The 22,657-nt window shown below is 73.1% G+C and carries 20 protein-coding genes; 12 read left to right on the forward strand and 8 right to left on the reverse strand.

Annotated features, from left to right (window positions below; all coding sequences use genetic code 11):
• The first annotated feature begins 30 nt into the window (after nt 1-30).
• Complete coding sequence (locus tag ACFVUY_RS05370) at nt 31-432, forward strand: VOC family protein (RefSeq protein WP_387727516.1); 402 nt, start codon at nt 31-33, stop codon at nt 430-432.
• Here the strand turns inward: ACFVUY_RS05370 and ACFVUY_RS05375 are convergent.
• Nucleotides 393-806 (reverse strand): DUF6191 domain-containing protein, encoded by a 414-nt coding sequence (locus ACFVUY_RS05375; protein WP_387727517.1) that lies wholly within the window; start codon nt 804-806, stop codon nt 393-395. The two genes, ACFVUY_RS05370 and ACFVUY_RS05375, sit on opposite strands and share 40 nt — an antisense overlap.
• A gap of 227 nt (nt 807-1,033) precedes the next feature.
• Between ACFVUY_RS05375 and ACFVUY_RS05380 the strand changes: the two genes are divergently transcribed.
• The 5 genes from ACFVUY_RS05380 to ACFVUY_RS05400 all read left to right on the forward strand — a co-directional run bounded on the left by ACFVUY_RS05380 (nt 1,034) and on the right by ACFVUY_RS05400 (nt 8,688).
• A complete protein-coding gene (locus tag ACFVUY_RS05380; protein ID WP_387727519.1) occupies nt 1,034-1,792 on the forward strand; it encodes a dienelactone hydrolase family protein in 759 nt (252 codons plus the stop codon).
• Between the two features lie 176 nt (nt 1,793-1,968).
• Nucleotides 1,969-2,946 carry an alpha/beta fold hydrolase gene (locus ACFVUY_RS05385; protein ID WP_387727521.1) on the forward strand — a complete coding sequence of 326 codons (978 nt, stop codon included), beginning with the start codon at nt 1,969-1,971 and terminating at the stop codon, nt 2,944-2,946.
• Between the two features lie 115 nt (nt 2,947-3,061).
• Nucleotides 3,062-5,149: a serine/threonine-protein kinase gene (locus tag ACFVUY_RS05390; RefSeq protein ID WP_387727523.1), complete on the forward strand. Its 2,088-nt coding sequence runs from the start codon at nt 3,062-3,064 to the stop codon at nt 5,147-5,149.
• Between the two features lie 502 nt (nt 5,150-5,651).
• On the forward strand, nt 5,652-7,289 hold the full coding sequence (locus ACFVUY_RS05395) for a M4 family metallopeptidase (RefSeq protein WP_387684960.1): 1,638 nt from the start codon (nt 5,652-5,654) through the stop codon (nt 7,287-7,289).
• A 418-nt stretch (nt 7,290-7,707) separates the two neighbouring features.
• Entirely contained in the window at nt 7,708-8,688 is a 981-nt protein-coding gene (locus ACFVUY_RS05400) for a CPBP family intramembrane glutamic endopeptidase (protein WP_387727525.1), read from the forward strand.
• A gap of 109 nt (nt 8,689-8,797) precedes the next feature.
• On the opposite strand, the gene ACFVUY_RS05405 is transcribed toward ACFVUY_RS05400, so the two are convergent.
• Nucleotides 8,798-9,808: an ABC transporter substrate-binding protein gene (locus ACFVUY_RS05405; protein WP_387727527.1), complete on the reverse strand. Its 1,011-nt coding sequence runs from the start codon at nt 9,806-9,808 to the stop codon at nt 8,798-8,800.
• Nucleotides 9,809-9,867: 59 nt separating this feature from the next.
• On the reverse strand, nt 9,868-10,644 hold the full coding sequence (locus tag ACFVUY_RS05410) for a MerR family transcriptional regulator (RefSeq protein WP_387684966.1): 777 nt from the start codon (nt 10,642-10,644) through the stop codon (nt 9,868-9,870).
• 213 nt (nt 10,645-10,857) lie between these two features.
• Between ACFVUY_RS05410 and ACFVUY_RS05415 the strand changes: the two genes are divergently transcribed.
• The 3 genes from ACFVUY_RS05415 to ACFVUY_RS05425 are packed head-to-tail and all read left to right on the forward strand — an operon-like array spanning nt 10,858 to nt 14,338.
• A complete protein-coding gene (locus ACFVUY_RS05415; RefSeq protein ID WP_387727529.1) occupies nt 10,858-12,432 on the forward strand; it encodes a flavin-containing monooxygenase in 1,575 nt (524 codons plus the stop codon).
• Nucleotides 12,432-13,436, forward strand: coding sequence for an alpha/beta fold hydrolase (locus ACFVUY_RS05420; protein ID WP_387727809.1), 1,005 nt, complete (start codon nt 12,432-12,434; stop codon nt 13,434-13,436). The genes ACFVUY_RS05415 and ACFVUY_RS05420 overlap by 1 nt, the downstream gene beginning before the upstream one ends.
• The gene (locus ACFVUY_RS05425) at nt 13,433-14,338 is read left to right on the forward strand and encodes an SDR family oxidoreductase (RefSeq protein WP_387684972.1); all 906 of its coding nucleotides are present in this window, start codon (nt 13,433-13,435) and stop codon (nt 14,336-14,338) included. The genes ACFVUY_RS05420 and ACFVUY_RS05425 overlap by 4 nt, the downstream gene beginning before the upstream one ends.
• A gap of 107 nt (nt 14,339-14,445) precedes the next feature.
• Here the strand turns inward: ACFVUY_RS05425 and ACFVUY_RS05430 are convergent, their stop codons facing one another.
• Complete coding sequence (locus tag ACFVUY_RS05430) at nt 14,446-15,792, reverse strand: PLP-dependent aminotransferase family protein (protein WP_387727531.1); 1,347 nt, start codon at nt 15,790-15,792, stop codon at nt 14,446-14,448.
• A 125-nt stretch (nt 15,793-15,917) separates the two neighbouring features.
• Here ACFVUY_RS05430 and ACFVUY_RS05435 point away from each other — a divergent pair, with 125 nt between their 5' ends.
• Nucleotides 15,918-16,580 (forward strand): LysE family translocator, encoded by a 663-nt coding sequence (locus tag ACFVUY_RS05435; protein ID WP_387727533.1) that lies wholly within the window; start codon nt 15,918-15,920, stop codon nt 16,578-16,580.
• A gap of 70 nt (nt 16,581-16,650) precedes the next feature.
• Here the strand turns inward: ACFVUY_RS05435 and ACFVUY_RS05440 are convergent, their stop codons facing one another.
• From ACFVUY_RS05440 to ACFVUY_RS05455, 4 genes are all read right to left on the reverse strand, one after another.
• Nucleotides 16,651-17,724, reverse strand: a complete 1,074-nt coding sequence (locus ACFVUY_RS05440; protein ID WP_387727535.1) for a serine hydrolase domain-containing protein — start codon at nt 17,722-17,724, stop codon at nt 16,651-16,653.
• A complete protein-coding gene (locus ACFVUY_RS05445) occupies nt 17,721-18,665 on the reverse strand; it encodes a DUF6895 family protein (protein ID WP_387727537.1) in 945 nt (314 codons plus the stop codon). The genes ACFVUY_RS05440 and ACFVUY_RS05445 overlap by 4 nt, the downstream gene beginning before the upstream one ends.
• On the reverse strand, nt 18,662-19,375 hold the full coding sequence (locus ACFVUY_RS05450; RefSeq protein ID WP_387727539.1) for a hypothetical protein: 714 nt from the start codon (nt 19,373-19,375) through the stop codon (nt 18,662-18,664). The genes ACFVUY_RS05445 and ACFVUY_RS05450 overlap by 4 nt, the downstream gene beginning before the upstream one ends.
• A 64-nt stretch (nt 19,376-19,439) precedes the next feature.
• Nucleotides 19,440-19,643, reverse strand: coding sequence for a hypothetical protein (locus ACFVUY_RS05455; RefSeq protein ID WP_387727541.1), 204 nt, complete (start codon nt 19,641-19,643; stop codon nt 19,440-19,442).
• Between the two features lie 154 nt (nt 19,644-19,797).
• On the opposite strand from ACFVUY_RS05455, the gene ACFVUY_RS05460 reads away from it, so the two are divergent.
• Nucleotides 19,798-20,571 (forward strand): SDR family NAD(P)-dependent oxidoreductase, encoded by a 774-nt coding sequence (locus ACFVUY_RS05460; RefSeq protein WP_387727543.1) that lies wholly within the window; start codon nt 19,798-19,800, stop codon nt 20,569-20,571.
• A 189-nt stretch (nt 20,572-20,760) separates the two neighbouring features.
• Nucleotides 20,761-22,599 (forward strand): ABC transporter ATP-binding protein, encoded by a 1,839-nt coding sequence (locus tag ACFVUY_RS05465; RefSeq protein ID WP_387727545.1) that lies wholly within the window; start codon nt 20,761-20,763, stop codon nt 22,597-22,599.
• Nucleotides 22,600-22,657 lie beyond the last annotated feature (58 nt).

Raw genomic sequence — 22,657 nt, forward strand, 5'->3', positions numbered from 1 at the left:
CTGTCAGTGGCATGGGCTATGGTCGCCGGCATGATCGATTCCACCGTGCGGGTCCGGATCGCCCGCCCCTCGCGCGACCTCGCGGCGGCCGAGCGCTTCTACGTCGGCGGACTCGGCCTCGCCGTGCTGTGGCGCAGCACCGAGCGGGTGTCCGGTGAGCACGACCTGCTGATGGTCGGCCCGTCCGGCGGCAGCTGGCACTTCGAGCTGACGCGCGACCCGGAGCGGCCGCTGGAGCCCACCCCGACGGTGGACGACCTGTTCGTCGTCTACCTCGGCGCCCCGGTGGACGAGGCTATGGTCGCCCGGCTGGAGGAGGCCGGCGGGACCCGGGTCGAGTCCCACAACCCGTACTGGGACGAGTACGGCGTGACGGTGGCCGACCCGGACGGCTACCGGCTGGTGCTCTGCTCCCGCACCTGGGGCGCCTGAGCGTCCGGCGCCAGGGGCACCGGGCCGGCCGTAGCCGTCGGGCCCTCCTCGCGCGGTGCGGGAGGGGGCGTCCGTTCCGCGGCCCCGCCCGGCATCACCGCCACGCCCCGGTCCAGGTCCACGCCCAGGTGCGGCGGCCCGCCGGCCTGCGCGTCGTCCCGCAGCACAAGCTGCTCCCGCTTCTGCTCGATCTGCACCTGCTTGCCCGGACTGAACAGGGCGTGCAGCTCGTCCAGCCCGCCGGCGCCCATCCCGGTCCCGGGCCCGCGGCGCCGCGGGCGCGACGAGGACTCATCCTGAACCTGCCACGCCGCCAGCAGCACCATCCCCAGCACCGCCACGACCGCCGCCGCCACACCCACGATCCACCCCATGCCCGCTCAACGCGGCCGCGGGGCCGTCGCGTTCCCGAGGCAGGACCGGGCTGGACCGGGCTGAGCCGGGCTGAGCTGGGTCGGGTCGGGCCGGGCCGGGCCCAGGATGCGGGCGCGCCATGGGCGCAGCGCGGGCGTAGTGCGGGCGCAGTGTGGCGAAAACCGCATGGGCGGGCGACAGGCCCACCGGATACGCTGCCGGACGAACCGGAAGGAGCGCCCTGACCATGCCCGTGCGCGGAACCCTCGTGGACATTCCGACGGCGGACGGCACCGCCGACGCCTACCTCGCCCACCCCGACGACGGCCGGGCCCACCCGGGTGTCATCCTCTACATGGATGCCTTCGGGCTCCGGCCGCACCTTGAGCGCATGGCCGACCGGCTGGCCGCGGCCGGGTACACCGTGCTCGTCCCCAACGTCTTCTACCGGGCGGGGCGCGCGCCGGTCGTCGATCTGCCGGAGCTCATCGACCTGGACCAGGCCGACGAACTCTTCGCCCGGATCGTCCCGCTGCTCGGCACGCTCACCCCGGAGGCGACCGCGCGCGACGCGGACGCGTATCTGCGCTGGCTCGGCGAGTCCCCGCTGGTCCAGGACGGCCCGGTCGGCCTGACCGGCTACTGCCGCGGGGCCCTGCTGGCGCTGCGCACTGCCGCCAGCCACCCGGACCGGATCGCCGTCGCGGCCGGATTCCACGGCGGCAGCCTCGCCACCGACAGCCCGGACAGCCCGCACCTGGGCGCCGACCGGATCACCGCCGAGCTGTACTTCGGCCACGCGGACGACGACCCCGCGCTGCCGCCCGAGCAGATCGACCGGCTCGCCGCGGCCCTCACCGCCGCCGGCGTCCGGTACCGGGCCGAGGTCTACGCGGGCGCCCCGCACGGCTACACCCAGGCCGACACCAGCCGCTACGACGCCGCGGCCGCCGAGCGGCACTGGGAGGCACTGCTCGGACTGCTGAAGCGGGTCCTGCCGGCCTGAGGCCGTACCTGTTGACCCGGCGCCGTTCGACCATGCACCGGTCCGCGCGAGTCCGCACCGGTCCGCACAGGTCCGCACCGGTCCGCACAGGTCCGCACCGGTCCGCACAGGTCCGCGCGGGTCATCGGAACCGGCCCCGGGGGAGGGGCCGGACCACGATCCAGGGGGGACGGCACATGAACGCCAGCCAGGGCGAGCGGGCGAAGCCCGCCGGGCCGGATCTGCGGAGCGTCCAGGAGGCCGTCGCGCGGGCGCTCGGCGAGAACCTGCCCGGCGGAGTGCGCAGCGGTGAACTGGACCGCGATGGAAGGGCGTTGCGCTGGGTGGAGGCTGGTCGGGGCGGTGTCGCACCGATGGTCCTGATCGCGGGTTGCGGCACCACGGCGCTCGGCTGGTCGGCCGTCCTGCCCGAACTCGCCCGGTACGGGCGGGTCGTGGCGTACGACCGGGCAGGGCTGGGCGCCAGCGAGCCCGGTCGGGCCGCCGCCCCGACGCTGGACGGCCAGATCGCCGACCTGGCCGCCCTCGTTCAGCACCTGGAAGCTGGACCGGCGCTCCTGATCGGGCACAGCTGGGGCGGCCAGCTGGCCCAACTCCTCGCCTGGCAGCGGCCGGAGCTGGTGGCCGGGCTGGTCCTGGTGGACCCGGCGCACGAGGAGTTCCAGCCACGGTCCATCCGGGTCGCCGAGGCGGTGCTGAACCGGCTGTGGCTGTACCGGGCGGGATCGGCGCCGACGGCATCGGCACCGGCGTCCCTCGATGCACCGGCGTCCCTCGACGCGGAGGTGCCGCTCGATCGGGCGACGCCGCTCGACCGGGCCGAGGCGGCCGTGATCGCGCACCGGCACCAGCGGCGGGCCGTCCTCGCCGAGCAGCGGCTGACCTCCGTCGCCGTTCCGGAGATCCGGCGACGCCGCTCCACCGCGCGACCGTTCGAGATGCCGGTGACGGTCCTGAGCGCGACCCGGGGACTGCCCGGTGCGATGCGCGTCCGCTGGACCGCCCTGCAGGCGGGCGTCGCGAGGAACGCCGTCCGGGGAACCCACAGCACGGTCCACGGTGCCGGTCACGCCATTCAGGCCGACCGGCCCCGGGCGGTCGTCGCGGCCGTCCGAGAGGTTTCGGATCACGCCCGATACTTCCTCATGGACTGATGATTCGTGCTCAATTCCTGTCCGGACCTGATCAACTGAGCCTGTAACCCGCTCTGGCACACTGTGTGCCGATGACCCGTCGGGGCGGGGCACGGAACACGGGGGGAGCAGGGGTATGAGCGGGGCGGGCACCGTGCTCGGCGGGCGGTACGAGCTGGTCGAGAAGATCGGCGGCGGCGCGATGGGTTCGGTCTGGAGGGCCGAGGACACCGTGCTGGCACGCCGGGTCGCGGTCAAGATCCTGCGCTCGGAGCTGCTGGAGGACGACACCTCCGCCCAGCGCTTCCGCCGCGAGGCCCAGCTCGTCGCCGCGGTCGACCACCCCGGCGTGGTGGGCGTCCACGACTACGGCGAGAGCGGCGGGGACGGCGAGGAACGCTGCGCCTACATCGTCATGGAGCTGATCGACGGCCGTCCGCTGGACAGGGTGCTCAGGGACACCGGCCCGATGACCGTCGAGCGCACCCTCGACCTGGTGGCCGGCGCCCTGGACGCGCTGCACGCCGCGCACCGGCGGGAGATCGTGCACCGGGACATCAAGCCGTCCAACCTGATGGTGCGCGTCGACGGGCGGGTGGCCATCACCGACTTCGGCATCGCCCGGGCGCTCGCCAGCACCAAGCTGACCGCCCCGTTCGCGATCATCGGCACCGCGCTCTACATGTCCCCGGAGCAGGCCGAGGGCACGGACCTCGGACCGGCTACCGACCTCTACTCGATCGGCGTGGTCTGCTACGAGCTGCTGGTCGGCGCGCCGCCGTACTCCGGTGACGGGCCGCTCCAGATCGCGCTCAAGCACGTCAACCAGCCGGTGCCGGAACTGCCGGACACCTTCCCGGTGTCGGTGCGGGCGCTGGTGGCCAGGGCGCTCGCCAAGAAGCCCGAGGAACGGTACGCGGACGCCGCCGCGATGGCGGCGGCGGCCCGAGCGGCCCGTACAGCACTCGTGAGGGACGGCGGCGCGGGCGGCGCGCAGGCACCCGGGAAGGCGGGCCCCGAGGACAGCGGGACCATCCCGCTCGGAGCCGGCGCGGGCTCGGCGGACAGGAACGGTGCGGCGGCCGACGGCGGTGCGGGGGCCAAGGGCGGTGCAGGGGTCAAGGGTGGTGCGGCGGGCAAGGGCGGTGCTGTCGAACTGATCAAGGGCGGCGCCGGGGCGGACCCGGCCGAGGCGGGGGCCGTGGTGGTCCCCGCCGCGGGCGGTGCCCCGGCGGTGGACGAGGTCGCGAAGGTGGAGCCGCACGCTCCCACCGAGCCCGGCCGCAAGCGGTCGCGGCGCGCCTTGCTGGTGCCCATCGTCATCCCCGTCGTCATCTCGATGGGCACGGCGACCGTGCTGCTGGTCGACCGCGGGGCGGGCGGCTCCGACGCGGCCCTGCCGCCCGGCGCCCAGCCGACCGTGGTGGTCACCGTGCCGGCGAACCCGGGCACCGCCACCGCGGCGCCCGCGACCACCACCGCGCCGGTCACCTCGGCGCCGACCGACACTCCGGCGGCCACCCCGGTCCCCGACCAGTCGGCACCCGCCGCCGGCCAGGGCCAGCCGCAGGCCCCGGTGCCCCCGGTGCCGGCCGCCGGACAGGGCGGCAGCGGCGGTGCGGGCGGTTCGAGCGGTACGGGCGGCGGCCGGACCGGTGGTACGGGCGCGGGTACGGGTACGGCTGCGGGCGGATCACCGGCCGATCAGGCGAACAAGCCCGGCGGTGGCAACCCGCCCAACCCGCCCGCCGACCAGAACCCGCAGCCCCCGGCCCAGACCACGGGCGGCACCGGCAACACCTCGTCAGGTGCGAACAGGCCGCCGTCCTGCGGCGGCAACAGCTGGAGCACCATCGTCAGCGTGAAGGACGGCCGCACGATCGGGATGCGCGACGACAACCTGAGCGGGGACAACCCGATCCTGGTCGGCGGTCACTCGCAGTACGGCTGGGTGCGCTCGACCAACCCCGGCTCGTGGATCCTCTTCAATGCCTGCAACAACGGCGGCCCGCAGCTGGTACAGACGATGGACGGGAAGGTCGTGCTGAGCAACGGGTTCAGCTTCCTCACCAACTGGACGGTTCGCAGCGCAAGTTCGGCCGGCTCGTACACGCTCGGCGACTACCAGAACCAGAGCTGCATGACCAACAACGGCCCCGGCAACGCGGTCACCATGGTCGCCTGCACCGCCGGCAACGCCGCCCAGGAGTGGCGGCTCCAGTGACGACCCCGGTCGGCCCGGGGCGCTAGCAGCCTCCCTTCCAGCGGACAAGGGGGGTCGGGTGGCGGAACCTCGCCACCCGGGTGTCAAGGGACCGTATGGAATCTTCTACACACATGTAAAAGTCGATCGACGGTCGGCCTGTCGGGTGCTCCGGGCCCGGGTTCGGTGGGCGAGTGCCCGTAGGCGCAGGCGATCGGCCGTCGCTCTGCTCGAAGCCCTTGGCGGGATGCGGTGAATTGCCCCGATTCGCCTGCCGATTGGACGCTCTTTACCCAATGGCGGGACCTGGCCAACAAATGAAGCAGACCTGTCAATTCATCTGCTGGATTGTCATGCTTCTGGTCACCCCCCGGCGGTAGCCCCACCCCCACCCCTTGGTGGCGAGCCGCTCGATTGCACGGGGTTCCCGCACGTCAGCACCCGTTCCGCCCCACAGGGCCGACCCGGCCCCCGGGACGCGGTGCGACCGCGCCCTGACGCGGTTTCCCGGAAGGACTCGTTCGTGAAGCGTAAGCTCGCAGCCGTCGCCGTGCTCTCGGCCACGGCCCTGTTGACCGGTGTGATCCAGGTGAGCACCGCCGCCCAGGCCGCTCCCACCCCCTCGCTGCAGGCGCAGGCTGCCCAGCAGCACGCGACCGCGCTCAAGCTGGCGGCCGGTCAGGCCGGCCCGCTGGCCAAGGCGCTCAAGCTCGGCGACAAGGAGCAACTGGTCGCCAAGGACGCCTTGGTGGACAAGGACGGCACCCGCCACCTGCGCTTCGAGCGCATCTACGCCGGCCTGCCGGTGATCGGTGGAGACCTGGTCGTCCACCAGAAGGCCGACGGCTCGGTGAAGTCGGTCGACAAGGCGGTCGCCGCACGGATCGCGCTGCCGAGCCTGACCCCGAAGATCGCCGCCGACCAGGCCGTCGCCCAGGTCGCCGAGGGAGTCAAGGCCACCGTCGGGGCGAAGGCCGACGCCGACGAGTCGCCGCTCACCGAGGTCCACCGGGCCGGTCAGGCCGAGCTGGTGGTCTGGGCCACCGACGGCACCCCGCGCCTGGCGTACCGCACCACGGTCGAGGGCCTGCGCGCCGACGGCACCCCGAGCCGCCAGATCCTCGTCACCGACGCCGCCGACGGCCGGGTCCTCGCCACGCACGAGACGATCGAGACCGCGGCCGGCACCGGCAACGGCGTCTTCGTCGGCCAGGTCCCGCTGACCACCACCCAGAGCGGTTCGAGCTACTCGCTCAAGGACGCGAGCCGCGGCGACCAGTCCACCAGCGACCTCAACGGCGGCACCGACGGAACCGGCTCGCTGTTCGCCAACACCAGCAACAACTTCGGCGACGGAACCGTCAACAGCCGCGAATCCGCCGCCGTGGACGCCCAGTTCGGCGCCGCCACCACCTGGGACTTCTACAAGAATACCTTCGGCCGCAGCGGCATCCGCAACGACGGCGTCGGTGCCCTGAGCCGGGTGCACTACGGCTCCAACTACGTCAACGCCTTCTGGGACGACAGCTGCTTCTGCATGTCGTACGGCGACGGCAACAACGACACCGCGCCGCTCACCGAGATCGACGTGGCCGGGCACGAGATGAGCCACGGCGTCACCGCCGCGACCGCCAACCTCAACTACTCCGGTGAGTCCGGCGGCCTCAACGAGGCCACCTCGGACATCATGGGCACGATGGTCGAGTGGTACGCCAACCTGCCCTCCAACCCGCCGAACTACTGGATCGGCGAGCTGATCAACCTGCGCGGCGACGGCAGCCCGCTGCGCTACATGGACCAGCCGAGCAAGGACGGCGCCTCGGCGGACTACTGGGACGCGAACGTCGGCAACCTGGACGTGCACTACTCGTCCGGGGTGGCGAACCACTTCTTCTACCTGCTGTCCGAGGGCAGCGGCGCGAAGACGGTCAACGGGTTCAGCTACAACAGCCCGACGTACGACAACTCCACGCTCGCCGGCATCGGGCGGGACAAGGCCGCGCAGATCTGGTACCGCGCGCTGACCACCTACTTCACCTCGACCACCGACTACGCGGGCGCCCGGGCGGGCACCCTCAGCGCGGCGGCGGACCTGTACGGATCGGGCAGCGCGGAGTACAACGCCGTCGCCGCCACCTGGACGGCCGTCAACGTCAACTGAGCCGAGTCCGGCGCCGGTTCCGGTGAGACCTCGGGCATGAGCCGAGCCCGGAACCGGGTCGGAACCGGGCCGGCCCGGGCCTGGACCGGATCAGGCCCGGGCCCGGGAAGGAGTCGAGGCCCCGCCGGGCCGTGGGTGCCGGCTGGCGGGGGAGTACGGCGGGAGCGACGGTGAGCGGACCACCGTCGCTCCCGCTGTATGGCGCCTGACGATACGTCAATTTTCCTTCTCGTGCAGCTTCGGAAGAGGTTCGCGGAACGGCCGGTGGCGGGCGGCGGAGCGCGGGGCGCGAAGTAGCACCTCCAGCGGGCCTCCGTACACCCAGAAAACTCGACCATCGCGGTGGTAGTGGACAACCCCCGGGAACGGCAGTGCACTTGGTTCCGGGTCGAACCTCCGGGTCCGTAGCGTCCCCGGCATGACGCTACTGAAGCAAAACCCGTCGAACGCCGTCCGATGGCGCGGCCTGCTGGTCTACCTGGTGCTCGCCTACGCCGGGATGTGGGCGGCCATGACACCACTGCTCGCCGGCGGCTACCGGCGCGCCGACGCCCGCGAGGAGGTCGGCGCCCTGGAACAACTCTGCATCGGGGCCGCCATGCTGGCCCCGGCACTGGCGGCCCTGCTCGTGGTCCGCTTCGTCGAGCGCGGCGGCGGGGTGCGGGAGGCGCTCGCGCTGCGGTGGCCCCGGCCGCGGGCCCGCGCGGTCCGGGCCTGTCTGCTGCCGTTCGGGGTGCTCGGCGGACTGACGGCCGCGACGCTGGTGCTCGGTGCGGTGGCGGGCGGCTACCCGTTCGCCGGCTTCGGATCGCTGAACGCGGGGCGGATCGGATCGTGGGCGCTCCAGGGCTCGATCGGGATGCTGCTGTCGCTGCCGCTGTTCTTCGGTGAGGAGATCGGCTGGCAGGGCTTCCTCTTCCCCCGGTTGCTGCGACTGGGCCGGGGTGAGGGGCAGGGCAGGGGCGAGGGGCAGGGCGACGGCCGGGGTGAGGGCGGAGGCGGAGGCGGTGGCGGTGCGGCGGCCTTGGTCCGGGCGTACGTGCTCACCGGAACGGCCTTCGCGCTCTGGCACCTGCCGACGCTGCTGATGGGCGGCCAGTACCCGGGGCGGCCCTGGTACCTGGCGGTGCCCGCGCTGACGGTGAGCTGTGTGCTCGTCCTGCCGGTCTTCACCTGGCTGAGGCTGCGCTCGGGGTCGGTGGTCCCGGCGGTGCTGGCGCACGCCTTCGCGAGCAGCATGAGCGTGTCCATGGTGCGGGAGTTCGCCGCCCCGGGCGCCGAGCTGGACCCGCTCACCATGTCGCTGGCCGGCTGGCCCGGCTGGATCGTCCTCGGCGGGTTCGTGGCCTTCCTCGCGTGCACCGGGCGGCTGCGGCCGGGGCGGTACGGGCAGTGGTGACCGCCCGGGCGGCGGGCGGATGACGGGTGACGAATGACGGGTGACGGGCGACGGATAACGGATGACAGATTTCATCATCTGTTATCTGTCATCGGACATCTGTCGTCCGTCACCCGCCCGCCGGCGCCAGGTCCCTGCGGATCTCGTCCAGGATCAGCCCGGCGCCGGTGTAGCCGATGCCGAGCATCCACAGGCTGTCGTCCACGCCGAACACCCGCCCGCTGCGTACGGCGTCCAGGCCCTTCCAGAGCGCGCCCTCGGTGATCCTTCCCCGGTCCGACTTGGCCGCGTCCCCGTATACGGAGTAGAAGATGACGTCGGCCGCCGCCTGGTCCACCTGCTCGGGGCTGATCTCCATCGAGAAGCCGGGCTTGTCCTGGTTGGCGGGCCGGCCGAGCCCGAGATCCTTGAACAGCGAGCCGACGAAGGTGTCGTTGAGGTAGAGCCTGGTCGGCGCGCCCGCCAGGAAGCGGGCCATCTCGACCCGGGTGGCCGCCGCCCTGGCCGGTCCGCCGAGTGCGGTCACGAGGTCCCGCAGCCTGGTCCGGTACGCCGCGTCCGCGGCCTCGGCCTCGGTCTGGCGGCCCAGTGCCTCGGCGTGCAGCCGGACGTTCTCCTTCCAGGTCGGGCCGGTGGTCCTGGAGAGCACCGTCGGCGCGATCTTCGAGAGCTCGTCGTAGCGCTTGTCGTCGCGGACCTGATTGCTCAGGATGAGGTCCGGCCGCAGTGCCGCGATCGTCTCCAGGCCGGGCTGGCCGATCGCCCCGACGGGCTTCGTCCCGGACAGCCGCTCCGCCGGCAGGTAGGCAGGGAAGGGGGCGCCCGCGGTGACGGTGGTGGCGCCGACCGGGCTGAGGCCGAGGGTGACCACCGAGTCCAGCGCATCGGTGTCCAGGACCACCACCCGGCTCGCCCGCGCCGGCACGGTGCTCTCGCCGCGCGCGTGCCGGACCGTCCGCGTTCCGCCTGCCGAGCCGCTGCCTGCCGAGCCGCCGCCGGTCGGGCCTGCCGCGCCGGCACCCGGCGCCGGGGAGCCGGACCCGCAGGCGGTGAGCACGACCCCGGGGGCGAGCCCGGCGGCGAGGCCGAGGGCGGCGCGGCGGCTGAGCGGTCGGGGCATCGGCGGTACCTCCAACGTGCGGGCGGGACGCGGGGATCCCTGCCCGGACAGCGGCCCGGTTACGCCTCGGAGCCGTTCTCCCGTCGCTGGCGCAGGAGTTCGGTGTACTCGACGTGCACCCGTCGGTCCATCGCGAGGGCGAACTGGGCGTCCGCGACCGTACGCGCCAGCGGCCGGACCCGCAGGATGCGCTCGGTGAGCCGGGCCGCCGCGCCGGGCGGCAGCGGGGCGTCGGCGGCCAGCGCGCTGAGCAGGTGCTCGCTGACCACCTCGATGAAGATCTCGGCGATGGCGTCCACGTGCTCCTGGGTGCGCCGGCTGGCCTCCAGCACGGCCGAGAGCGGCACCCCCTCCGCCACCAGCTCCGTGGTGGCGTCCATCAGCCGGCGGCTGACGTGGGTGATGCCGTCCTCCTCGACGGTGATGTAGCCCTGGGCGATCGACTCGGCGGTGTTCTCCTCGGTGAGCTGGTCGCCGAACGCGGTCTTCAGTTCGTCCCAGTCCAGGCGCACCGGGGTCTCGTCGGACCACGGCGCGACGATCGCCGCCTCCAGTCCGATCAGCTCGGCGACGTCCCGCCCGCTCTCGCCGGCGCCGATCAGCTCGGCGATGCCGCCCAGGGTGTGGCCGCGTTCGAGCAGTTCACCGATCATCCGCAGGCGGGCCAGGTGCTCCTCGCCGTACCAGGCGATGCGGCCCTCCTTGCGGGGTGGCTGAAGCAGTTTGCGCTCGCGGTAGAAGCGCAGGGTGCGGGTGGTGATGCCGGCGGCCTCGGCCAGTTCCTCCACCCGGTACTCGCGTTTTCTGTCGCCCGCAGCAGCTCTGACCTTGTCCACGGCGATCAGCATAGGACCGCCGGCCCGGAAGGTTCCCCGAACCGGAGCCGTCGTGCTTCTTCCATCCGGTGTCAGCAAGGGCTACCCTGCCAACCATGCCAGTGATTACTGGCGCGATTGGCAGGGTCCCGGAGGTGAGCCCCCGGGAGGTTCCGGGGCCGCGACCCCGGGAGAGCGCGACGATCACCGTCCCACCCTCAGGAGGTTTGCCGCATGGCACCCAGCAGCAAGCGCCCCCGCTCCGGCGCGTCCGCAGCGACCGAAACCGCCGCTGCGCAGGAGCCCGTCCCGCACGTCCGGGTGGCGGTGATCGGCTCCGGCTTCGGCGGCCTCGGCGCCGCGGTCCGACTGCGTCGCGCCGGGATCACCGACTTCGTGGTGCTGGAACGGGCGGACTCCGTCGGCGGCACCTGGCGGGACAACAGCTACCCCGGCTGCGCCTGCGACGTTCCCTCGCACCTCTACTCCTTCTCCTTCGCGCCCAACCCCGACTGGCCGCGCAGTTTCTCCGGCCAGCCGGACATCCGCGCCTACCTGGAGAAGGTCGCGACCGTCTTCGGCCTCCGCCCCCACCTGCGCTTCAACACCGAAGTACTGGAAGCCCGCTGGGAGAGCGAGCGGACCCGCTGGCGGATCACCACCTCGGCCGGCGAGTGGACCGCGGACGCCGTCGTCTCCGCCGCCGGACCGCTCGCCGACCCGCAGATCCCCGACCTGCCCGGACTGAGCGGCTTCCCCGGCAAGGTCTTCCACTCCTCCCGCTGGGACCACGACTTCGACCTGACCGGCAAGCGCGTGGCGATGGTCGGCACCGGCGCCTCCGCCGCCCAGATCATCCCGTCGATCCAGCCCAAGGTCGGCAAGCTGACGGTCTTCCAGCGCACCCCGGCCTGGGTGCTGCCCCGGCGCGACCGCGAGATCACCCAGCTGGAGAAGTGGCTGCACGGCCGCCTGCCGGTCACCACGAAGATCCGCCGCGGCACGCTCTTCGCCCTCCGGGAGATCCAGGTCGACGCCTTCGTGCGCCGCCCCGGACTGCTGCGCCTGGTCCAGGGACTCGCCGAGCGCCACATCGCCCAGGGCGTCCGCGACCCGGAGCTGCGCGCCAGGCTCACCCCGGACTACCGGATCGGCTGCAAGCGCATCCTGCTCAGCAACACCTACTACCCGGCCCTCGCGGCGGCCAACACCGAGGTCGTCTCCTCCGGCCTGCGCGAACTGCGCGGCTCCACCCTGGTCGCGGCCGACGGCAGCGAGCACGAAGTGGACGCCATCGTCTTCGGCACCGGCTTCCACGTCACCGACATGCCCATCGGCGCCCGGGTGTTCGGCGCCAACGGCACCAGCCTGGCCGAGGAGTGGAAGGACGGCATGGAGGCGCTGCGCGGCTCGACCGTGCACGGCTTCCCGAACCTCTTCTTCGTCATCGGTCCCAACACCGGCCTCGGCAACAGCTCGATGATCCTGATGATCGAGTCCCAACTGAACTACATGATCGACGCGTTGACCACGCTCGGCTCGATCGGTGCCGCCGCGATGCAGCCCACCGCGCGCGCCCAGCGGCAGTGGAACCTCGAACTCCAGCACCGGATGGACCGCACCGTCTGGACCACCGGCGGCTGCCTCAGCTGGTACCTCGACCCGAACGGCAAGAACACCGTGCTCTGGCCCGGCTCCACCACCTCGTTCCGCCGGGCCACCCGCAAGGTCGACCTCGGCGAGTACGAGCTGATCATGCGCGCCGCACCGGCCGCCACCCGCACCACCGCCCAGGAGGTCCCCGCGTGATCGCCCGGCTGCCCGAGGACTACGAACCGCCGCTTCCGGTGGAGGAGTTGAGCGTCCGGTCGGCGGACGGCATCCGGCTGCACGTCGAGGTGCACGGCCGGCCCGGAGCGCCCACCGTGGTGCTCGCCCACGGCTGGACCTGCTCGACCGCCTTCTGGGCCCCGGTGATCCGCCGACTGTCCGACCGCTACCGGGTGGTGGCCTACGACCAGCGCGGCCACGGGAACAGCGAGATCCCGCCGAGCCGGGCCCGCTACTCGACCCGGGCGCTGGCCGAGGACCTGTCCGCCGTACTCGCGCGGACCGTTCCGGCGGGCGAACGGGCCGTGCTCGCCGGGCACAGCATGGGCGGGATGACCATCATGGCCGCCGGCGGCCGTCCCGAGGTCGCCGACCGCACCGCGGCGGCCGTCCTGATCTCCACCGGGCCGGGCGACCTCGTGGCCGAACTCACCGTCCTGCCAACGGCCGTACGGCCCCGGGGCCTGCGGCGCTTCCTGCACCGGCAGCTGCTGCGCTCCCGGATGCCGCTCGGGCCGGTCTCGCCGGTCAGCCGGATGGCGCTCAAGTACGCGACCATGGGGCCCGGTTCGGCCGCCGGCCAGGTCGAGGCGACGGCCCGGATCGTGCACGCCTGCCCGACCGCCGTCCGCGCCAACTGGGCCGCGGTGCTGGACCGGTTGGACGTCCACGCCGGACTCGCCCGGCTCGCCGCTCCCACGGCGGTGGTGGTCGGCACCGGCGACCGGCTGACCCCGCCAGTGCACGCCCACCGGATCGTCGCCGAACTCCCGGACGCACAGGGGTTGTTGCTGCTGCCCGGGGTCGGCCACATGTCGCCACTGGAGCGCCCGGACGAGGTCGCCGCCGAGATCCACCGGATGGCCGCCGCGCACCTGGCGTCCGCGCCGGCCGATGCCGCTTCGGCCGGGGCCGCTCCGGCCGGTGGTGCTCCCGCCGGTGCTGCTTCCGCTTCCGCCGATGAGAGGACCGCCGTCGCATGAACGCCATCCCGCCGTTGTCCGCGCAGGTCGTCGTCGTCACCGGGGCCGCGCGCGGCGTCGGTGCGTCGCTGGCCCGCAAGCTCGCCCGGCGCGGGGCCAAGGTCGCCCTGCTGGGACTGGAGCCGGAGGAGCTGAAGGCCGCCGCCGCGCAGTGCGGGCCGTCCGCGAGCAGCTGGGAGGTGGACGTCACCGACCTCGACGCACTGGAGGACACCGCCCGGCGGATCAAGGAGCACTACGGTCGGATCGACGCCGTCGTCGCCAATGCCGGGATCGCCATCGGCGGTCCGCTGACCGACAGCGACCACAAGGCGTTCAGCCGGGTCATCGAGGTCAACCTGCTCGGCAGTGTGGCCACCGCGCGGGCGTTCCTGCCGGCGCTCGCCGAGAGCCGCGGCTACCTGCTCCAGATCGCCTCGCTCGCGGCGCTGACCCCTGCGCCGCTGATGAGCGCGTACTGCGCCAGCAAGTCCGGGGTGGAGGCCTTCGCCCACTCGATCCGTGCGGAGGTGGCCTACCAGGGGGTCAAGGTCGGTGTCGGGTACCTGAGTTGGACCGACACGGACATGGTGCGCGGGGCCGACCAGGACGCCGTGCTGAAGCAGATGCGCTCCCGGCTGCCGTGGCCGGCGAACAAGACGTATCCGTTGGAGCCCGCGGTGGACCGGATCGTCGCCGGGATCGCCCGCCGGTCCGCCCACGTCTACGCGCAGGCCTGGCTGCGCGGGATGCAGCCGGTCCGCTGGCTGCTGCCGTCCCTGATCGCGGTGGTCGGCTCCCGGGATGTGGCCCGGCTCGCCCCTCAGCTCGCCGCCACCGCGGCGAGCCGCCTGCGCGCCGTCGGCGCGGGGGGTGCGGCGGACACCGCGGTCCGGGGGAGCCGGAGCGGGGCGGGCGACTGACGGGTGGGCACTGAGGGGCGACGGCCAGCGGCGGACAGCTGACAGCTGACAGCCGACGGACGACAGCGAACAGATGACGGACGACAGCTGACAGATTTTGAAATCTGTCAGCCGTCAGCCGTTCGCCGCTCACCCGCCCCCTCCGCGATCCCCGCCAGCGTCTCCAGCGCCCGCGCGAGCACCGGCAGCGGCGGGGAGGCGAGCCCGACCCGGACGGCGGAGGGCGAGCGCCGGGGGTCGACGGCGAAGGCCGCCGCGGGCGTGACCGAGATCCCGGCATGCGCCGCCTCCGCGACGAAGGCCTCCGCCCGGCGGCCCGTCGGCAGCTCCCACCACAGGTAGTACGAGCAGGGGTCGGACCGCAGCCGTCGTCCCGTCAGCACCTCACGTGCCAGCAGCTGCCGGGCCCTCGCGTCGGCCCGCTTCGCCGCCTCCACCGCGGCCAGCGTGCCGTCCCCGATCCAACGCACCGCCGCCTCCAGCGCGAAGCCGCTCGGCGTCCACCCGCCCGCGCGCAGCGCCCCCGCCACCCGCTCCCGCAGCGCCGCCGGGACGACCGCGAACCCGGTGGTCAGTCCCGGGGCGAGCCGCTTGGAGAGGCTGTCCACGAGCACGGTGCGCTCCGGTGCGAGCGCGGCCAGCGGCGCGAGCTCGGGCCGCAGGAAGGACCAGATGGCGTCCTCGACCACCGGCAGGTCGAGCCGCCGCAGCACCGCGACGAGTGCCACCGCCCGCTCCTGCGGCAGGCTCGCGCCGAGTGGGTTCTGCAGGCGCGGCTGGACGTACACCGCGCGCAGCGGCCCGGCCCGGTGGGCGGCGGCCACGGCCTCCGGCAGCAGCCCGTGCTCGTCCACGGCCAGCGGCACCAGCACGATGCCCAGCCGGTCCGCCACCGCCTTGACCACCGGATAGGTCAGCTCCTCCACGCCCAGCCGCTGCCCGGGCGGCACCAGCGCGGACAGGGCCCCGGCGATGGCCTGCCGCCCGTTGCCGGCGAACAGCAGTCGCTCCGCCCCGACTTCCCAGGAGCCGGCCGACACCAGGCCGGCGAACGCCCGCCGGGCCGCGACCGTCCCGGCCGCGCCGACCGGCCGCAAGGCGTCGCCCAGCGCGTCCGGACGCAGCAGTGGCGCCAGGGCGCCCGCCAGCAGCTCGGCCTGCCCGGGGACGGAGGGGTAGTTGAGCTCCAGGTCCACGGGGGCGGCGGCCGGCTCCGCGAGCGGCACCCGGGCGCCGTCCGGTGCGCGTCCGGCCCGGACGAACGTCCCGCGCCCGACCTCCCCGACGGTCAGCCCGCGCCGGGCCAGTTCCCGGTAGACGCGTCCGGCGGTCGAGTTGGCGATGCCGCGGCTGCGCGCGAAGGCGCGCTGGGTGGGCAGTTGCTGACCGGGCCGCAGTCGCCCGTCGGCGATCTCGGCGGCGATCCGGTTGGCGATCAGGCGGTAGTCGTCCATCGGCGGTCGGCCTCCAGAGGTCGGACGGGCCCAGGCAACGGCCCCACGCGCTGGCCCTGGGCCACATTGCACCGAGTGCAAAGTCATCATTGCATCGACCCGATGGTCCGTCCTAGCCTCCTCGCATGGAAGCGTTGACATCGGCCGTGGACGGCCGGGCCGTACTCGGGATCGCCGCCGTGGCCCTGGGCATGGTGCTGTCGCCCGGGCCCAACATGATCTACCTGGTCTCGCGCTCGATCGCGCAGGGCCGCCGGGCCGGGCTGGTCTCGCTGAGCGGGGTCGCGGCCGGCTTCCTGGTCTACCTGGTCGCGGTGACGGCGGGAGTGGCCGCGGTGTTCTCCGTGGTGCCCGCCCTCTACACCGCGATCAAGCTGGCCGGCGCCGGGTACCTGCTCTGGCTGGCCTGGAAGGCGGTCAAGCCGGGCGGCACGGCGGTCTTCGCCCCGCAGCAACTGCCGCCGGACCCGCCGCGCCGGCTGTTCGCGATGGGCTTCCTGACCTGCCTGCTCAACCCCAAGATCGCCATCATGTACATCTCGCTGCTGCCCCAGTTCGTGGCCCCGGAGCGCGGCCACGTCGCCGTGCAGAGCCTGCTGCTGGGCCTGGTCCAGATCGCGATCGCGATCACCGTCAACGGCCTGATCGCGGTGAGCGCGGGCGGCATCGCCGCCTTCCTCAACCGCCGCCCCGGCTGGCTGCGGATCCAGCGCTACGCGATGGGCACCGTCCTCGCCGGCCTCGCCGTGCGCATCGCCGCCGACCGCGCCAAGGCCGTGGCGGTCTGAAGCCATGGTGCTCCGAGGCCGCAGCTGTCCAGGTGCGAGGTGCGAGGTGCGAGGTGCGGGGTGAGGAGCGTTACATGCTGTGGCCGGTGACGGTCCGCAGCACCTCGTACCCCGCCTGGACGAAGCATCCGCCGCGCTTCGGGCCGGTGTTGGCGAGGGCCGCCACGGCGGTCGCGCCCGTCGGAGAGAACCCGACGAAGGCGGTGAACCCGCGGGTCGCGCCGGTGTGGAAGTACAGCTCGCGCCCGCCCGAGCGGCGGTGGTTCCATACCAGGCACAGCTCGTCGGGGGAGTGCGGAAGCCGCAGCCTGACCCGTTGGACCTCGGCCAGTGGCTTCGCCAACTCGCCGTCCTCCTGGCCGAGATGGGCCTGGAGGTAGCGCAGCAGGTCGCTTCCGCTGGCTCGCACCGCGCCCGCGCCCGGCAGCCCGGGGATTCGCCAGGCCGGCATCGCCCGTCCACGCCGGTATCCGGTCGCCCGGCTCGGCACGTCCGGCACGTCCGGCACGTCCGGCACGTCCGGCGAGTCCGGCTCGTCCGGCGCGCATGTGGTGGCATCGAGTCCCAGTGGCACCAGGACCCGCTTGGCGAGCAGCTCCCCGTACGGCAGTCCGCCCGTCTCGGCCAGCAGTCGCCCGAGCAGTCCGACCCCGTAGTTGGAGTACCGGTACATGCTGCCGGGCCTGCCGCGCACGGTGGTTCGGGCCAGGGCGGCTCTCAACCGCTCGTCGTCGAAGGCCGCGTACGGGTTGGTCTGCCAGGTCGGCACGGCTCCGGAGAGCAGTCCGGGCGGCAACCCGGGCAGCCCCGAGGTGTGGGTGGCGAGGTGCAGCAGCCGGATCGGCTCGGGGGAGCGGACGGTCATCGGACGCCAGTCGGGCGGCAGTCGGTGTTCGACCGGGTCGTCGAGGGCGAGTTCGCCGCGCGTGGCCAGGTCGGCGAGCAGCAGCGCGGTGAACGTCTTGCTGACCGAGCCGAGTTCGAAGACGGTGTCCGGGGTGCATGCTGCCGCCCGCCCTCGCGCGAGGCGCCCGAAGCATCGCACGTCCTCATGCCCGTCGCGCGCCACGGCCACGGTGACCGCGGTCGCGTACGGCGCGGCCGCCCGCACTGCCGCACGGACGGCCGTGTCGAGCCCGTTCATGCGGCCGCGGTGTCGGCGCCGTCCGCGCCGCCGAGTGCCCGGGAGAGCGCGACTGTCGAGGCGACGATCGCGACCACGGCGGTGTGTTCGTGCCCCTGGATGGCCAAATCCGGGTCGTCATCGATCGGTTCGGTGTCCCGGGGTACCAGGCCGTCCTCCCGCTGCACCGCGGCCAGCGCCTCCCAGCCGGACCGCCCGGTGATGGGTTCCCCGATGCACGAGTCGACGATCAGCAACTCGCCGACCAGGTCCCACTGTCCGATCTCCAGCCAGATGTCGAGCCAGACCGGCAGCCAGTCGTGCAGGTAGTCCCGCATCGGTTCGGGCAGGTCCTGGGGTCTGGCGCCCCAGTCGGTGAGGTGGAAGACGGCGTGGGTGACCTGATAGGCGGTGGACCAGGAGACGGTCCAGGGTTCGGGGAGTGAACCGAGCCAGGTGCGGGCGGCGAGCGCGGCCCAGTCCGGCCGGTGGCTGAGCCCGATGATCCGCCGCGCGTTGGCGAGCGCCAGTAGTCGGCTGCCCTGGATCTCGACGGCATGCACGGCCCGCAGCCGACTGAGTGATTCGAGCAACTCTTCGAGTGCGGCGTGCCGGTAGCCGAGCCGGGCGAAGTGTGCGTATGTCTCCAGCGGGTCGGTGATCGTGACGTGCCGCAGTTGGCGCTCGTAGAGCATGTCGCCCTCGTGCAGCTGGCCCCAGGCGGTCGTGAGGAGGTCGCGCGCGGCATGGATGTCGTGCGGTCCGGCGACTCCGTCGCGCAATACCAGGGAGGAGGCCATCGCGGCCTCGCAGAGCGGCTTGTAGGCATCGTCCGGGTTGGAGAGGTCGATGACGCTGTTGTCCGCGAACTTGCCGTAGCTGCCCTGGTAGGACGTGTGCAGCCAGGACAGCGCACGGGTGCCGAGCTGTTGGGCGATGGCGAGCATCTCGGTGTCGGTCATGTCGGGATACTTTCCAACAGGCGCTGGGCGATGGCGAGTTCGAGTCGGGTGCGGACGGCGCTGATGCCGACCAGGCGGATCCGGTCCAGGATCGGCTCGACCTCGATGCCCAGTGTCCGCCCCTCGGCGCTTGCCCAGGCGAGCCAGCGGCCGAGTCGCACGGCGGTGGCGAAGTCCCGCCGGAGCATGGAGCGTACGGTGCCGCGGGCGAGGGCCAGGGTGTCGGAGCGGGCGGCGTCGTGCACTGGGCCGTCCAAACCGGGCAGGGCGAGCACGGGCAGCTGAGCCATCCGTACCGACCAGGGCTGCCAGCCCAAGTCGGCCGGTCCGGGAAGTGGGGAAGGCGGTGAGCCCGGTTCCGCGTCCCCGTGCGGGGTGCGGGCGAGCAACTGGTCGACCGCCCGGTCCTGCCAGGCGATGACCAGCGCGGCCTCGGCGGACGCCGGTTCCGGGGCGGGGAAGGCCCGTCGGGCCTCGGCGAGCAGCGCGGCGGTGGGTCCGTCGGGCTCGGCCCCGGCGAGCAGCTGCGGGGCGAAGAGGTCGGCGCCGAGCACGCGCACTGCGGCCAGCAGCGGGCGGGACACGGCGGTGTCCGGGTCTGCGAGTGCAGTCGCACCCTCGATGCCTGAGAGGGCGTCGAGGGTGCGGCCGGCCACCCGCTCGACCGCCGCGGCGTACTCGTCACGGAGAGGGGTTTCGGCGAACGGCATGGTGGTGAGGTACTCCTTCAGGAGACTCGGCGTGGGCGCGCGGCCCTGTGGGGCACGGCCCCGGCTACCGGATCGGCTTCTCCTTCGGTCCCTTCGGGGAGAGCAGGAGCAGGCCGAGCAGGAGCAGGAGCCCCGCGGCCTCGGGCGAGTACGTGGGCGCGTCGGACACGACGGCCTCTTCCTCCACCATCAGGCTCGCGAGTGTCTCGGCCTCAAGCGTCGCGCTGCGTGACGTCGTTGCCGTTCCGGTCCGGAACTGAGTAAGCATCAGAAGTGCCTCCTCGTCTGGATTTCACCGCCCGGTCGGACGATGCCCCCGTTCGACAGTACGAGCACCTCCGGTGACCTGCATCCGCAGCCCGCTGAGCTGGGGCATCGCCCTGGATGTGGGCCCTGTCGTGGCGAGTCGGTACGGTCGGGGCATGACCACAGCCTTGATCACCGGCGCGACCGCCGGCATCGGAGCCGCCTTCGCCCGCCGGCTCGCCCGCAGCGGCTACCAGCTCGTGCTGGTGGCCCGGGACGCCGAGCGCCTGGAGCGCGCAGCCGCCGACCTGCACGGCAGGTACGGCATCGAGGCGGAGGTGCTGACCGCCGACCTCGCGACCGACGAGGGCATCGGCGCCGTCGAGGCCCGGCTCGCCGATGCCGCCCGCCCGGTGGACCTCCTGGTCAACAACGCCGGCTTCGGCAACAAGGGCGCCTTCGGCACGGTTCCGCTCCAGGACGAGCTGGCCATGCTGAAGGTGCACATCGAGGCGATCCTGCGGCTGACCACGGCCGCCCTGCCCGGCATGCGGGAGCGCGGCCGCGGTGCGATCGTCAATGTGGCCTCGGTGGCGGCCTTCCTGCCGCGCGGCACGTACGGCGCCAGCAAGGCCTGGGTGGTGAGCTTCACCCAGGGCGTGCTGCGCGACCTCGGCGGTACGGGCGTGCGGATGATGGCGCTCTGCCCGGGCTTCACCCGGACCGAGTTCCACCAGCGGGCCGGCATGGGTACCGGCAACATCCCGTCCTGGTCCTGGCTGTCCGCCGAGCGGGTGGTGGACGAGGCGATGCGCGACCTGGCCCGCGGCCGGGCCGTGTCCGTGCCGGGCAAGCGGTACAAGGCCGCCGTGGCCATCGCGCGGGTGCTGCCCTCCGGCAAGCTCGGCGGGGTCTCCTCGAAGGCGGCGCGCACCTACCGGACCAACTGACGGCCGGGGCGGTCGGGCGGTCGGGTGGTCTGGCTCGGCGCCCGGCCGGTCGGGCAGTCGGGCGCGGATCGGCGGGAGCCGAGGAATAGAGCAACCCTCACTATTAGCTTGTCTAACTATGAGCTATCCTCGCTATGCTGACCCCAGCCCGACCGTCCGCCCGACCGTCCCACCCAGGGAGGCCCGTCCTTGAGGCCCACCGCCATCGACTGGACCCCGCCCGAGCGTGCCGAGGGCGATCCCCGCCCCTCGGCCGAGTGGCGCCGCATCCTCGCGCTCTTCCGCCCGTACCGGGGCCGCCTGACCGTCGTCGGGCTGCTGGTGGCCGCCTCCGCGGTGGTCTCGGTCGTCTCACCGTTCCTGCTCAGGGCCGTCCTGGACACCGCCATCCCGCAGGGCCGCACCGGGCTGCTCAGCCTGCTCGCGCTCGGGATGATCCTGACCGCCGTGGTGAACAGCGTCTTCAACGTCCTCCAGACGCTGATCTCCACCACCGTCGGCCAGCGCGTGATGCACGACCTGCGCACCTCCGTCTACGGCCACCTCCAGCGGCAGTCGCTGGCCTTCTTCACCCGAACCCGCACCGGTGAGGTGCAGTCCCGGATCGCCAACGACATCGGCGGCATGCAGTCCACGGTGACCTCCACCGCGACCAGCCTGGTCTCCAACCTGACCGCGGTGGTCGCCTCCGTCGTCGCCATGGTCGCGCTCGACTGGCGACTGACCGTCGTCTCGCTGCTGCTGCTCCCGCTGTTCGTCTGGATCAGCCGCCGGGTCGGCCGGGAGCGCAAGAAGATCACCACCGAGCGGCAGAAGCAGCTGGCCGCGATGAGCTCGGCGGTCCAGGAGTCGCTCTCGGTCAGCGGCATCCTGCTCGGCCGCACGATGGGCCGCTCCGGTTCGCTGGCCCGGGAGTTCACCGACCAGTCCGACCGGCTCGCGGACCTGGAGGTCCGGGCCGGCATGGCCGGGCGCTGGCGGATGAACACCATCATGATCGTGATGGCCGCGATGCCCGCGCTGATCTACTGGGCGGCCGGGCTGACCTCCGCCGCCGGCGCGCCGATCGTCTCGGTCGGCACCCTGGTCGCCTTCGTCACCCTTCAGCAGGGCCTCTTCCGCCCGACCGTCAGCCTGCTCTCCACCGGCGTGGACGTGCAGACCTCTCTGGCGCTCTTCCAGCGCATCTTCGAGTACCTCGACCTGCCGGTGGAGATCGACGAGCCGGCCGACCCGGTCACCCTGACGGGCATCCGCGGCGAGGTCCGCTTCAAGGACGTCGACTTCCGCTACGACCCGGAGCAGGAGCGCCCGACCCTGGCCGGCGTCGACCTCACCGTCCCGGCCGGGAGCTCGCTGGCCGTGGTCGGCGAGACCGGCTCGGGCAAGACCACCCTCAGCTACCTCGTGCCGCGGCTGTACGACGTCACCGACGGGCAGGTCACCCTGGACGGCGTGGACGTGCGCGAACTGTCCTTCGACACCCTGGCCCGAGCGGTCGGCGTGGTCTCCCAGGAGACCTACCTCTTCCACGCCTCGGTCGCCGAGAACCTGCGCTTCGCCAAGCCCGGCGCCGACGACGCGGAACTGGTCGAGGCCGCCCGGGCCGCGCAGATCCACGACACCATCGCCGCCCTCCCGGACGGCTACGACACCCTCGTCGGCGAGCGCGGCTACCGCTTCTCGGGCGGCGAGAAGCAGCGCCTCGCGCTGGCCCGGACGATCCTGCGCAACCCGCCGGTGCTGATCCTCGACGAGGCCACCAGCGCGCTCGACAACCGCACCGAGCGCGCCGTCCAGCAGGCCGTGGACACCCTGGCCGCCGGCCGCACCACGATCACCATCGCACACCGGCTCTCCACCGTCCGCGCCGCCGACCAGATAGCCGTCCTGGACCACGGCGAGGTGGTCGAACTCGGCACCCACGAGGAGCTGGTGGCGCTGGACGGCCGGTACGCGGCGCTGCTGCGCCGGGAGGTGCCGGAGGCCGCCGGGCAGCCCGAACCGGCCGTGCTCGGGCGCGTGTGACGACCCGGGGCGCGGGTGCGGGCGCGGGTGTTCGCGCCGGTGACGGGCGCGCCAGTGA

This window comes from Kitasatospora sp. NPDC058063 (genome assembly GCF_042885395.1).
GTDB lineage: Bacteria > Actinomycetota > Actinomycetes > Streptomycetales > Streptomycetaceae > Kitasatospora > Kitasatospora lactacystinica.